Raw genomic sequence first — 13681 nt, 5'->3', positions numbered from 1 at the left:
CAATTCAGAACGTGGCATAGTCAGTACCACGCTTCACGTTTAATTAGAGGTTCATCCGAAGTGCTGGGATGATGATGGAGAATAGACTAATGAGTAACTTTAAAACCATTTAAATTTAGTTCGGACGAGAAATGTATATGTATTGCTTTGTTTATAGAAAATCTTAAAAATGATGTGATGGTGAAAGAAAATGTTAAACCTAAGAGTCAGATAGAATTCTTCATAAATAAGTCTGCAAAGGAATTCAATAACGATACTAAAATTTATCGTTATATGGATTTTGATTGCTTCTTGCAAATCTTAGATAAAAAGTTTTATATTTCTGCAAAGAAACATTTTTCTGATTGTTATGATGCAGGAACAAAAGTCCCATTGAAGGACATATTTAAGAATTTTGTGAATGTATGTGAAGGCAAAAGCGTGGTACTGAAAAACTATACATCTATAGAATTGATAGAAATGTTCAAGAAGTCACAAAACTATCTTACCTCTTGTTGGACTTTGAACAAAGATGACATTTTGATGTGGCAAGCATATACACATGGCAATTGTGGTATTTGTATTGAATCAACAGTGGGAAATGTAATAGCAGCATTGGATCCAAACGCAATTAAACCTTATTTGATATGTTGTTCTCCGATGTATTATAACGGATATTCAAGTTTACAGGAAGTTGAAGGAATCTTATTTCAAAAACAGAACCAATATAAAGGAGAAAAAGAGGTTCGTTTTTATTTTTTGAATGGTATTTTTAATGACGAATCAGCTAATTATGATAAAAACTACGCAGTGTTTGATATTGATTCTGATGTTTTGATAGATGAGGTGATATTATCTCCCTTTATGCGTGGCAACAGTGCACAAGTTCTGAAACATAAATTAGAGGAAAGTAATCCATATTTAGAAGGACGTATATACAAATCAGAAATTAGTTTATAATGTTTGGGGTATATTTTAAGAATCAAAAAGGAAGCGTTATGAAGAAAGTGTTATCTAAGATTTTTGTAATTTTTGCTTTTTGCTTTTCTTTTACGGAAACCTATGCTCAATACAAGATAGAGCAGGATGGATGGGGAGGAGAGTATATGGGACAATTGGTTGCAACAGGCTATCATGTTTGTGGCTCTTTTTTTGATAAGGTTCCATTATCGTTATTAGTCCAGTGTGAAAGTGCAAAGAATATATATCATGTGTCATGTCTTTTAAGTCTATATTCTCCTTGTGAGTTTCCTCCAAGAGGTATTCTCTTGTTGAAAACCGACAAAGGTGAAGTCATAGAACTTTCATGTGGTGCAAATGGTGGTAACATAAAAAAGGAACAGCGTTTAGATGGTAAGGTCTTTTATCGTTATAGAGCTGTTGTGTTTTTCGAGATAAAAGAAGAGAAACTTAAAGAGATTATCGAAGGGCAAATAGTAAAGGTACGCTTTCAAACGGAAAGTAAACCATTGGATAAAGTCTTTAAAAACAATGAATTTAGCTACGTTTTATATTTATCGTGGTTAAGTATTCAGAGAAGGCTTTATCCTGAAAGGTTTAAGGATGAACTTCGAGAAGGATTTTGAATTAAAGCGTAATGCATTTGATTGGAAGTATATTTTAGGTTAATGATAGATACATAATTTATGAAAAATAAGATTTTTGTTATATTTTGTTTGTTGTTGGCTATAGGTATGAACTCTTGTGGCAATAAGCAAACGACATCTGGTAAGGATAAACTCGATACAGTATGGAATGAAAGAGTACAAGATACATTTTATGGTCTTGTTTTAGGGAAAGAAGCTTCTGTTGATAAAATTGTTACAACATTAGAAAGCCATGGGTTTTATTGGAATAAACAATACAGCACGGATGAGTTGTTGCATTTTAGATCAGGTCAAAGTCAATATTTTTCTTTTGGTGGGCTTAGTTGGCAAATGCTAGATGTAGAAAGAACCAATAATATTCTTAGTGCTGTTCGATTTATGAATAGTGGTTTAGATAAGGCAGCGGCATTGAGTACTTATAAAGATATAAAAATTGCAATGGAAGCAAAGTATTCTCCATCAGCGATAGCTACAACGGATACTACGATTTATGCAGAAACTTATTATTTGGGCAGGAATAAGGTTTATTCAACTCTCTCTTGTTTTAGATATGAAGCTGTAGAAAAGAAAATAATGATAGGGACAAGATTAGTGTATTGGACAAAAAAAGGAAAAAAAGCTTCTAATGATGAACTGTAAAATAAAAGAAGGTAACTAAAGTTTCCCATCCCAAAATAATGGGGTAAAAATAACAGTTTCTCAATAAAAAGTTGTATCTTTGTAATCGTCAAACAACAATAAAACAACGATTTAAAGAGTAACTGTTATTGATGCAAAATTAAGCAATTTTTCTGAGTTGTCCAACATATTAAGTGTTAAAAGTTCATTGAGAACGAATTTAATGTCTCTTTTCACCCGATTTGGGCTTGGTCATCTGCTCTGTAGAATGTCCTTGGAGAAGCAAGCAGGCATTCCTACCGTTCTGCTAATCCTGTCTCTCTGTCTTTTCCGTATAGCAGGTGAGAGCATACACTCCATGTATAAGAAGTCATATTATGACCTTCTGAATACAGGTCACAATTGCTATTATCGAATGATGCGCAGAGCTACCATGGACTGGCGCAAACTCCTTATAGGGATGGCTCTTCGCTTTTTGGCAATTCTTCGTAAGGAACATGCCGAAGTATCTTCTGATAACGCAAGTTACATATTTGACGACACTACGTTGGAGAAAACAGGCTATGGCATAGAGCAAATCAGCCGTGTCTTTGACCATGTGCAGGGTAAATGTATCCTTGGATTCAAACTGTTGGTATGCGCATTTTTTGACGGAAAGAGTACGATACCTATAGATATGTCCCTTCACTGCGAGAAGGGCAAGAAGAAGGACTTCGGACTTACTGCAAAGCAACGTAAGAATCGTTTCTCTAAAAAACGCAAGAAAGAGGATCCTAACTTCATGAGATTCAAAGAATCAACGGATTCAAAGCTTCAAGTTGCTGTGGAAATGCTAAAACGAGCATGGGCTCACAAGAGTTTACGTGCCAAGTATGTGCTTTGTGACAGCTGGTTCACCTGCGAATACTTCATCAGCGAGGTTCTCAAACTCGGCAAGGGTGATCTGAACCTTGTTGGATTGGCAAAGATGGGCAACACCAAGTACTCTGTAAATGGGAAGTTGCACAATGCAATGGAACTGATAGCATTATATGAAGGCAATTCTCAATTTTGCCATAACTGCAGACGGTACAAGTGCCATTATATCGCATTGAGAGGAAAACTGGGAGACCAGCCTGTACGTATCTTTCTTATAAGATATGGCAGAAACCATCGATGGAATGTTTTGTTGAGCACAGACCTCAGTATGTCTTTTGTCAGGGCATTTGAGGTTTACCAAATTAGATGGAACATAGAGGTTCTGAACAAGGAATGCAAGCAGTATCTTGGTCTCGGAGCATGTGCTGGTAGAGACTTTGATGAGCAAATAGCCGATTGTACTCTCTGCTTCCTTACATATATAACTATGGCCTTAGAGAAGAGATTCTTTGAATATGAAACCATGGGAGAACTGTTTGGAAATATGGAGGAAGACCTTATGGCGTTGACTCTTTGGAAACGAGTGCTATACTGCATAAAGCGTCTTTTGGAAGTTCTTTGCGAGCATCTTGGTGTTACCATTGACGAACTGGAAGAGAGCCTGATTAATGATGACGAAGCTGCCTCCGCTTATCTTGTCATGGCTAAAGCGCTGGAAGATGGAGAACGAACGAAAAATGTTGCATGAAACACTTTTTAGGTAAGAGTTAAAACTCCCTGTTTACAGGGCTTAGCAGAGTTTTATATCTGAAAAAGCCCTATTTTGTAGGGGGTGGGAAACTTTAGAAGGTAAGTGTTGCGTGGGGCTTGGGACTCTATTCCTAGTAGTCTGTAAAGTGTCTAAAAGTTGCATAAAACAACATCCATTTTTGTTGATATTCAATGATGCAGTATATATATCTTACCCAACTTTTAGACTTTACAGACTACTTCAAGAGCTAAACCTGAAATTAGAATTATATGAGGATTATTCTCAAAATGTAGAGTCTGACGAATTATGATAGATATGCATCAAATGGGATGTTTTGATGCAATATCCATATTTTGCGGTAAAAATACAGCAATTTCTTTGGTAAATTGCGGTGTTTTTACCGCAATTTTTGTATATTTGCAGCCGTAAACATCAAATAAGGCAAGAAATATGGAATTATTGAAGCAACTTTCAGACAATCTTATCAAGCGTACCGATACTCGATACCTACGATATATGTATCATCAGATTCCTTGGTCGAATCGGATGACGGCTCTTGTCGGACCTCGTGGAGTCGGCAAGACAACACTTCTTTTGCAGTATATCAAATTGAATCTTCAGATGAAAGACACACTCTACGTGAGTGCGGAATCCATCTATTTCGCTAATCATACTCTCTTTGAAACAGCAATGAAGTTTAGCCAACTTGGAGGCAAGCATCTTTTTATCGATGAAATACATAAATATAAGGGATGGGCTACAGAACTTAAAATGATATACGATAATCTGCCAACTCTGCAAGTGATATTTACCGGTTCTTCTGTGCTTGATATTTATAAAGGTACAGCAGATTTAAGTCGACGAGTACTGGTCTTTACGATGCAAGGTTTGTCTTTTCGCGAATACATCGGTATGGAAAAGGGCCTAGATATTCCTGTTTCTACATTGGAACAAATCGTAAATAATGAAGTCGTTTTGCCGGAGGAGATTGAGCATCCGTTGGCATTGTTTAATGAATATCTGCGCAAGGGCTACTATCCTTTTTCTAAGGATGAGGGCTATCGGATGCGACTGAATCAAGTAGTGAGTATGACTTTGGAGACGGATATTCCACAATATGCCAATTATACGGTGATGGTGTCCAGAAAATTGAAGGAACTGATGCAGGTAATAGCTGATAGTGTGCCTTTCAAGCCAAACATGAGTACCATTGCTACAACTATCAAGGTGGATCGCAATAATCTGCCCGATTACTTCGAACTGATGGAGCGTGCAGGTTTGATAGCCCAACTTCACGAGTCCACAGGAGGAGTGCGTGGTTTGGGCAAGGTAGAAAAGGTGTATCTTGATAATACCAACCTCTCCTTTGCTCTCTCTTCTTCGGTACCTGATATTGGCAATCAACGAGAGACTTTCTTTTTTAATCAGATGCGTGTGAATCATGCTGTCTTCAATTCTCCAATTTCTGATTTTCAGATAGAAGACAAGACATTTGAAATTGGTGGTAAAAAGAAAGGTCAGAAGCAGATTTCTGAGGCTAAAGAAGGATATGTTGTGAAGGATGATATAGAGACAGGCATGGGCAATGTTATTCCTCTCTGGGCTTTTGGTATGAACTATTAGACAATTATAAGTAAATGAAGAAAACTATTCTTATCGCTTGTCTGGGACTGGTAAGTCTGGGCTTGCAAGCACAGAGCATTTCGCTCGCTGGTGAATGGAATGTGGAGTTGGGAAAGAGCGGTAGTGCTTTCGCCAAAAGTAAGCGTGCCTCGCAAGGTGAGGTGAAGCGTGCCATCCTCCCAGGCACCATCGACACGAACCATCTGGGATTCGCTCCGAAAGATACAATGGAAACAACGCATCTTACGAGACTCTATGCCTATAAAGGAGCTGCAAGATATTCCAGAACCATCAATATCCCGAAGGACTGGAAGAAGAAGCCGGTAGAACTCTTCCTGGAACGTACCCGACCAGCCTGGGTGTATGTGGATGGAGAACTGGTGGATTCCTGCAACTTCATCTCTACTCCTCAGCGCTATCTTCTGCCTAAGAAGGTGAAGCCAGGCAAGCATCTCCTGGAAATCGTGGTGGATAATGGAAGAGGTGTGCCAGAGCAGGTTTACGGCTCCAGCCATGCTTATACAGAAGATACGCAGACCAACTGGAATGGAATTATCGGCGAGATACGCCTGGAAGTGAAGAGTGAAGAACGAAGAATGAAAAATTCAAATGTATTGCCTGATTTCGCCAAGGATTTTCATATCAAGGGCACTCACTTTTATGCCAATGGTCATAGGATATTCCTTCGTGGCAAGCACGATGCGGCTGTATGGCCGCTGACGGGACATGTAGAGATGAGCGTGGAAGGCTGGATGAAATATTTCGGAACCTGCAAGGAATATGGAATCAACCATGTGCGCTTTCATTCCTGGTGCCCACCGGAGGCGGCTTTCGTGGCAGCGGATAGTCTGGGAATCTATCTCCAGCCGGAACTTCCTTTCTGGGGTTCTTTCGATAAGAAGGATGAAAGGCTGATGGCGTTCCTGCATCAGGAAGGCGAGAATATCCTCAGAGAATACGGTCATCATCCATCTTTCAGAATGATGGCGCTGGGTAATGAACTCTGGGGCGACATCGACAAGATGAAGGAGTTTGTGGATGATTTCCGCAAGATTGCGCCAGATAAATACTATACTTTCGGAAGCAATTACTATCTCGGTTATCAGGGAATAAAAGAAGGAATGGATTACTTTACCACTTGCCGCATCGGAGGCGAGGGATGGGGCAAATACAATACCCATACCCGTGGTTCTTTCTCGTTTGCTGATGCCTACGATGGCGGAATGATCAATCATTTCCATCCTAATTCTACGATGAATTTTGATGAGGCTTGCGATAAGGCAGGAATCCCAATCATCTCTCACGAAACAGGCCAGTTTCAGACCTATCCTGACTATCGGGAAGTAAAGAAATACACCGGAGTGCTTCATCCTTATAACTTTGAAGTATTCCGCCGCAGGCTGGCTGCTGCCGGAATGCTTTCGCAGGCTGATGATTTCCACAAGGCTTCGGGCTTATGGAGCGTGAAACTCTATAAAGCCGATATAGAGATGGATTTGAGAACCCGGAATATGGCGGGCTTCCAACTGCTCGATATTCAGGATTATCCCGGTCAGGGAAGTGCTTTCGTAGGCATTCTGGATGCGTTTATGGAGAGCAAGGGAATCACTACGCCCGAGGAATGGCGCCAGTGGTGTTCGCCAGTGGTTCCTCTGCTGGAAATGAAGAAGTTCTGCTTCGAGGATGGCGAGAAGATTCAGGCTAAGGTAAAGGTAGCCAATTATGGCGGTTCTTCGCTGATGGGCAAGAAACTGAAATGGCATCTGGCTGCCGAGAACGGATTGTTCTGTATGGATGATGGAACTTTCAGCACCAAGGATGGTGAAGTGAGAAAGAATGTGAGCGATTTGATGGCTGAGGATGAGGGAGTATTGAACATCTTTCCATACGATGAAGGTTTGGTAGATGTGGGTGAACTGAATGGTGTTTTCCACGTGCAGAAATCTACCAAGCTGCTTCTTACATTAAACATTGAAGGAACAGAGGCGAGAAACTCCTACGAATTTTGGATTTATCCGAAGAAGGCTTTGGAAAAGAAGGGCGTTATCATAGCCAAGGATTTGAATGAGGAAGTAGTGAAAGTCTTGGAAAAGGGTGGAAAGGTGCTTTGGATGCCTACGGCTTCCAGCCATTTCGTGGCTGCCGATGATACGCTTTCGCAGGCAGATAATGCTACTCCTTATACTGTTGGCGGACTCTTCCAGACCGATTACTGGAACTATCGCATGTTCAAGACCATCTGCGAGAACAACAAGAAGAAGGTTTCTCCAGGAACCCTGGGCATTCTGACGAATCCGGAACATCCGATATTCAAGGGATTCCCTACGGAGATGCACACCAACTGGCAATGGTTCCCAGTTATCAAGGAATCGCATCCGCTGGTGCTTGACAACTTCGCCAAGGATTATCGCCCGATTGTTCAGGTGATCGATAATATCGAGCGGAATCATAAGTTGGGTTTGGTGATGGAATGGAAGGTGGGAGCCGGAAAGCTCCTCGTCTGCATGAGCGATTTGGAGAAGGCTGCCAAATATCCGGAAGGCAAGGCTTTCTATCAGAGTGTAATTGATTACATGCGCTCTGCCGATTTCAATCCATCTGCAGAAATAACGGTGGATGAATTGAAGAAGAAACTTGCCGAGAAGCCTCGTCAGGTTTCTTTGAAGGAGCTGAATAATATCTCGCAATATTAGTTGAGAACCTATAAGAAAAAACAAGAGCGGAAAGCCAGGAGTTAACAGGTTAACAGTTAACAGCTGATTTTCCGCTCTTTTTATATCATCCTGAGACTAATCTTTATTCCAGGATAAACCTTTATATCATCTCTGTTGATTCAGAGATAGGATTTACTTCGCATTGATCTCCTTCAAGAGGCGGTCTGCGTGTCCCCACTTATCCATCAGGTAGAGCACATAGCGGATGTCCACACCGATGCAGCGAGCCAGGCGCTTGTCGAAGTTGATGTCAGAGCTGAGGCTGTCCCAGTTGCCATCGAAGGCAAGACCAATCAACTCACCCTTGCCGTTGAACATAGGGCTACCAGAGTTACCGCCGGTAATATCGTTGTTGGTAAGGAAGCAGAGCTGCATCTTGCCAGTCGTCTTATCCTGATACTTGCCGAAATCCTTCTCAGAGAGGAGCTCGTGCATGATAGGCTCAGCGTAGTAATCGATTACCTTATCGCCCTGCTTCATCTTCTCGACGAGGCTCTCGGCTGTGGTATAATAGCCAGATGGCTTGCCACCGAGGTCGAAACCGCCTACCTGACCGTAGCTCAATCGCATGGTGAAGTTGGCATCGCTGTAGTGAGGCATGTCTTCCTCCATACGGAGCTTGGCAGCACAGAGATACTTCTCCTGCTCAGCGATGCTGTCGTTGATGCTGCCCATCTGAGCAGCGAAATCTGCAAATACATCGTTCAGATCCATACCGAAGCTTACGCCTGGATCCTTCTCATATCCCTTCTTGTTGAAATAGAGCTTGGCGCCCTTCTTCATGATGAGCGACTTCTCCCAGAGATAATCCACATACTTGGCGTAGTTGCCGCCAAACTCAGTGTCGATGGTCTTGTAGAACTTAGGCAACCACTTGGCATCTACGTGCTCCTTGTAGTTCTTCAGAAGGGTAGCGAGCACTTCCTTATCGAGCGCCATATCCCATTCTGCAGAGTTATCTTCAAACTCATGATACTGTTTCTTCTTGTTCTTCTCAGGACCCTTCACCTCCATGTCGGTCTGGAGCTTGATGGCACGGGTAGAGAACTCGATGTTGCTTCTTCTTGTGAAAGATTCAGCGAAGTTGGTCCAGGCGTATTTCACGTCTGCGCTCTCCTTGTAGAGCTTGGCGAGCTTGTCGAAATCTACCTTGTGGGCGAGGTCGTTGGCAGCCTTGGCTGTATCCTGCCAAGCACGGAGACGGGTTTCGTACTCACGCTTCAGATTCACGATGCCGATAGAGTCGATACACTTGTTCATACCGATGGCATTCTTCCAGTAGTTGGAAGAGCTGGCGTACTTGCTGTCGTACTTGATGCGGACAGCCTCGTCGGCACGCATGTGCTTCTGCATCACCTCCTGCTTTACGCCACGAACCTGGGCACGAGGAGCATTCTCAGCATCGCGCATGGTCTGGATTCCGTAGCTTGAAAGATAGCGCTCTGTGCTGCCTGGGTAACCCATGGTCATCGCATAGTCGCCATCCTTATAACCCTGGAGAGAAACCTGAGCCCAACGCTTTGGCTTGTAAGGTACATTATCCTTACTGTAGGCAGCAGGACCATTGGTCTTAGGGTCGGCATAGATGCGGAATACAGAGAAGTCGCAGGTCTGGCGAGGCCACATCCAGTTGTCTGTATCGCCACCAAATTTACCCATAGACTTTGGTACGGTGAAAACCAGGCGTAGGTCGGTGAAGTCGCGATAGGTAGTAGCGTACCACTTGTTGCCCTCGTAGAAAGGCTGAACGGTGATATGAAGGGTAGAATCGTTCTTCTTCACCTCCTTAGTCATCTCGTTCTCCAGAGAATCGATGAGTTCATCGCGCTTTTTGTTGTCGAGTTTGTCGTATCCGAGGCTCATCACCTTATCGGTTACATCCTTCTGTTCAACCATGAAGCTGACGAACATATTCTCGTTAGGCAATTCCTCTGCGTAAGATTTAGCAAAGAAACCATTGAGCATATAGTCGTGCTCCACGGTAGAGTGGCTTCTGATAGCCTCGAAACCGCAATGGTGGTTGGTAAATACCAAACCGTTTGGAGAAACGACTACGCCTGAGCAATAGCCCGAGAAGTTAACCACAGCATTCTTCAAGGCGTTCTCGCCGTTGTAGAGCTGGTCGTAAGTCATACTGAAGCCTTCGCGCTGCATCATCTCATACACAGCTTTAGGCAAGTTGTAAATTGTCCACATTCCCTCGTCAGCGTGAGCGGTGTTGATTCCGCAGAACGCCATGATAGAGGCGATAAGGACCGTTGCTTTTTTCTTCATTACTTGTTTTTGTTTTCTATTTTTATTATGATGTTATTTATTCTTTTTCTCATACCATTCTTTCCAAGTCTTTGCCAGCTCTGTCATTCGATATTGCTGGCGTGGATGTCTTGGGGTGTTTGGATATTTCATCTCCAAGGCTCCTTCGGCTAGGGCAGGGGTAATGTACTCCTTTCTAAATCTTGTCCTGTTCTTTAATCCAAACAGGTTCATTATATCGCCGATGGATAGATAATCTTTATTTATACGTATTATGAGTTCTTCTACTTGGGACGAACTTGGGACGAACTTGGGACAAGCTTGGGACAAACTTGGGACATTTTCTTCTCCTTCTTTATTTATGAAGTTGTTTTTCTGTCCACTTCCTGTTTGAGAATTTAAGTTCGGCTGCTCTTTCCAATCATCAGTCGGCCGGATATGCAAATATCTGTTCTTGAGAACCCAACCATCTTTTAGGAGTAAGTTTCTGAAGAAACGAACCAGGTAGATAGGAGAATAATCAATGCCTTTCTGAATGTTGCGATAGTTGGCACGAATCAGGGCATTGCGGAAATACCAGGAATGTTTGGCAAACATTTCGTTGTTCACTTCATATCCTAACGAACGGAGATATTGGATGGTGAAAATTGCCGTGGTTCGGGTGTTTCCCTCTCTGAAAGCGTGGATTTGCCAGATGCCTGAAATGAATTTGGCAATATGCTCAATCTTCTCATCATCCGTCAGACCTTTATATGAGAAGTTCTTCTCCTGCTCAATATCCCAGTCCAATGCTCTTCGCAAGTCTTCCCAATTCAGGTAGTTTACGGAATCTCCTTCGAGCACCCATTCTTTCTTGGAAATATCATACTGGCGGATTTCTCCTGCGTGCTTGAATACCCCCTCGAAAATTCTTCGGTGCAGGGAAACATATCCGTTGGTATTGAAGGCAAAGGTCTTGCTGGCGAGAATCTTCGCGATGTTGGCTGAAACCTTATCTGCCTCTTCCTCGTCTTCATCCTTAGGTGTACGGACCGTCTTGCTCTGATAGTAAGAGTCAATCAGTTTTCTGGTTTCATCCAGAGAGATTTCTCCTTCGATGTTTCGTTTAGCCACATCTATGAGATACGCCGATGGTTGCAGCCCATCTACAGCCTGCAATCCGATAGCCGTCTTCCAGTTCTCGGCGCTTTCCTTCTGCGAAGGTTCTCCTTGTCGAAGATATTCATCGAAGGATGCGAACTCGTTGATATTATCTTTATTCATAGATGTAATGCTTGATATTTAACTTTGCAAAGTTACGACTATTTCCCGAGATTACCAATGATTTAGGGTAAAATATTAAAGAATTGCCCATTTATAGCTTACTTGTGTACCTTAACATTATGTTTCTTGGAAAAAACTTATTTAAAATGATACGATTTTCAGAAATAATAACTACCTTTGCATTCGAGTTGGAGCGGCATGAAAAGACTTGTCGTGATGAAGGCTCAATTTAATATAGAGCGTTTTGATATTATCCAAGGACTGAAATGTGGAAGTTTCAATACTTGTTTGGATAATGGCAATCCAGCTCACGCATAAGGATTATTGTACCCTTTTCTTTAGGGCATAATATATCTCATAGCGTGGGCTATTGTTTCATTGTCAACAAGTAGGTCCTTCCACAACCTCAGTCCTGGCATATAAGCAATAGTTCCCACGCTTTTCCTATTTATTAACCGCTATACTTCTGGGAAACAGTTGGCAAAATAGTTGGTAATAATGTATTTATCTTATAACGAATTTGTCTGCACATTATCTAAGGTTACTAGTGCGACAAGTGTGACTGGTCAGAAATATTATGATATTCATGTCATTGATAATTTGATATGCGGCAAAAGAGGAATCGGAACCTCTTTTCAAATTAAATTGGCAAAACTATATAATGCCTATATAGATTTACCTATTATCAATACAACGACTCTCAAGCCTTATGTTGGTGGTGTGCAATCTCCAGCACTAGCTATATTGGTGGAAGCAAATCTGGTTAAGACTCCTGCGTCGGATGATTTTGTGTTAAATGATAGAGAAAAAGGAGAATTAATAAAGCCTATAGTTGATAACGAAAACTCAACAAAAGGTAAAAGCTAAAGTAACAATAAAAAGTTTTATGTGATAGTTTTACTATGTATTGTCTTGGGACTGTTGATAAAGTTTTCAAGTAAACCGAGTCTTGATGCAATAGGTTGTATGGATGAATTAATTCCCAACAAAGAATATGTCATACAACAGAACACAATAGCTACTTATGATAAGGAAAACAATGCGCTTTTAACACAATATTCTGTGGATCAGAATGATATGGGCGTTACCCAGATGTTACTTGATGGTAGAGCAAAAATGATACCTGCTGGACGTCGGGCAAGATTTATTAAAATTATACGGGGAAATGCTGTTGTTCATATAGAGGGTGAAGCTTTTAATATGATAATTCCAACATCTGTATTAGTTCCCGAATAACTTGCTCTGTAATTAGTTGAGCAAAGTTTTGATAAATTACGTAGAAGAGACAATGAGTGAGGCATGAGCTTCACTCTTTTTTTGAATAGTTCGGAGAGTATTTCTTGTAAGTATCTAATCCATTCATATCCGGTTTAAAGATAATGGTATCAATGAAGTAGAAGTTGCCGTCATCTCCAACCAATACATTATTGGGCACGGCATCGAAGATGTCGTGAATGCCATTGGTGAAATATTCTCCATTGTCTTCTGCGTGGAAACCGATGCGCTCGAACTCAGCCTTGATTTCTTCGGGAGTAGCTTCCCTCGCATTTACAACAAGCTGTTGGCGAAGGACAGCACAAACTTTTCCATCTCGATTCTGTGAGAAACCGATGAAATCGTAGGCGCAATCTGGAAAGTATTGGTTATGGGCAGGAATTCGTTCAAAGAATGGAGTAAGGTTGTCGTCAGAATAACGGAAGTCGTTAAGTTTATAAACGTGTATTCCATCATAGGCCATATAAACCTCGTTCTCTGAACCTCGGTCAGAGAACACACCTAATGATTCCGGATCTTCAATCCAGCAATCATTCTCCTTAGCCCAGTCTTTTAGCCTTGCAATTTGGACTCCCTTGCAAGCCGTTGTTCCCGCAAGCGCTTGAATTGAGCTAAGCACTCCTCCAGCGAAAGCGGATGCTCTCGCCAATAAGCCATTGAAGCCATCTTTTGGGCATTGACTTTCTTGTGATAATCGTTCAGTTGTATCTCCATCCATTTATGTATTATATTGTTAGAAT

Annotated in this window: 11 protein-coding genes; 8 read left to right on the top strand and 3 right to left on the bottom strand. The window is 41.7% G+C overall.

Annotation, left to right across the window (positions count from 1 at the left end; translation table 11 throughout):
* Window positions 1–177: 177 nt before the first annotated feature.
* The 6 genes from ONT08_RS05470 (at window position 178) to ONT08_RS05445 (ending at window position 8129) form a co-directional block, all read left to right on the top strand.
* Complete coding sequence (locus ONT08_RS05470; protein WP_147334308.1) at window positions 178–939, top strand: hypothetical protein; 762 nt, start codon at window positions 178–180, stop codon at window positions 937–939.
* 38 nt (window positions 940–977) lie between these two features.
* Window positions 978–1565 carry a hypothetical protein gene (locus tag ONT08_RS05465; protein WP_234564674.1) on the top strand — a complete coding sequence of 196 codons (588 nt, stop codon included), beginning with the start codon at window positions 978–980 and terminating at the stop codon, window positions 1563–1565.
* A 60-nt stretch (window positions 1566–1625) separates the two neighbouring features.
* A complete protein-coding gene (locus ONT08_RS05460; protein WP_264959423.1) occupies window positions 1626–2225 on the top strand; it encodes a hypothetical protein in 600 nt (199 codons plus the stop codon).
* Between the two features lie 127 nt (window positions 2226–2352).
* Complete coding sequence (locus ONT08_RS05455; protein ID WP_234564684.1) at window positions 2353–3810, top strand: IS4 family transposase; 1458 nt, start codon at window positions 2353–2355, stop codon at window positions 3808–3810.
* 453 nt (window positions 3811–4263) lie between these two features.
* A complete protein-coding gene (locus tag ONT08_RS05450; RefSeq protein ID WP_218434935.1) occupies window positions 4264–5436 on the top strand; it encodes an ATP-binding protein in 1173 nt (390 codons plus the stop codon).
* A gap of 14 nt (window positions 5437–5450) precedes the next feature.
* Window positions 5451–8129: a beta-glycosidase gene (locus tag ONT08_RS05445; protein ID WP_264959422.1), complete on the top strand. Its 2679-nt coding sequence runs from the start codon at window positions 5451–5453 to the stop codon at window positions 8127–8129.
* A 153-nt stretch (window positions 8130–8282) separates the two neighbouring features.
* On the opposite strand, the gene ONT08_RS05440 is transcribed toward ONT08_RS05445, so the two are convergent.
* Together ONT08_RS05440 and ONT08_RS05435 are read right to left on the bottom strand one after the other, a co-directional pair.
* On the bottom strand, window positions 8283–10424 hold the full coding sequence (locus ONT08_RS05440; RefSeq protein ID WP_118200252.1) for a S46 family peptidase: 2142 nt from the start codon (window positions 10422–10424) through the stop codon (window positions 8283–8285).
* Window positions 10425–10457: 33 nt separating this feature from the next.
* Window positions 10458–11666 (bottom strand): Fic family protein, encoded by a 1209-nt coding sequence (locus ONT08_RS05435; protein ID WP_264959421.1) that lies wholly within the window; start codon window positions 11664–11666, stop codon window positions 10458–10460.
* 498 nt (window positions 11667–12164) lie between these two features.
* Here ONT08_RS05435 and ONT08_RS05430 point away from each other — a divergent pair, with 498 nt between their 5' ends.
* Window positions 12165–12533, top strand: a complete 369-nt coding sequence (locus tag ONT08_RS05430) for a hypothetical protein (RefSeq protein ID WP_264959420.1) — start codon at window positions 12165–12167, stop codon at window positions 12531–12533.
* Window positions 12534–12632: 99 nt separating this feature from the next.
* Window positions 12633–12902, top strand: a complete 270-nt coding sequence (locus ONT08_RS05425; protein ID WP_264959419.1) for a hypothetical protein — start codon at window positions 12633–12635, stop codon at window positions 12900–12902.
* A 70-nt stretch (window positions 12903–12972) separates the two neighbouring features.
* Here ONT08_RS05425 and ONT08_RS05420 read toward each other — a convergent pair whose 3' ends face one another.
* Window positions 12973–13560, bottom strand: a complete 588-nt coding sequence (locus tag ONT08_RS05420) for a hypothetical protein (protein WP_264959418.1) — start codon at window positions 13558–13560, stop codon at window positions 12973–12975.
* Window positions 13561–13681 lie beyond the last annotated feature (121 nt).

The sequence above is a fragment of the Segatella copri genome, from assembly GCF_026015465.1.
Lineage (GTDB): Bacteria > Bacteroidota > Bacteroidia > Bacteroidales > Bacteroidaceae > Prevotella > Prevotella copri_E.
This window is presented reverse-complemented; position numbering and strand designations above follow the sequence as displayed.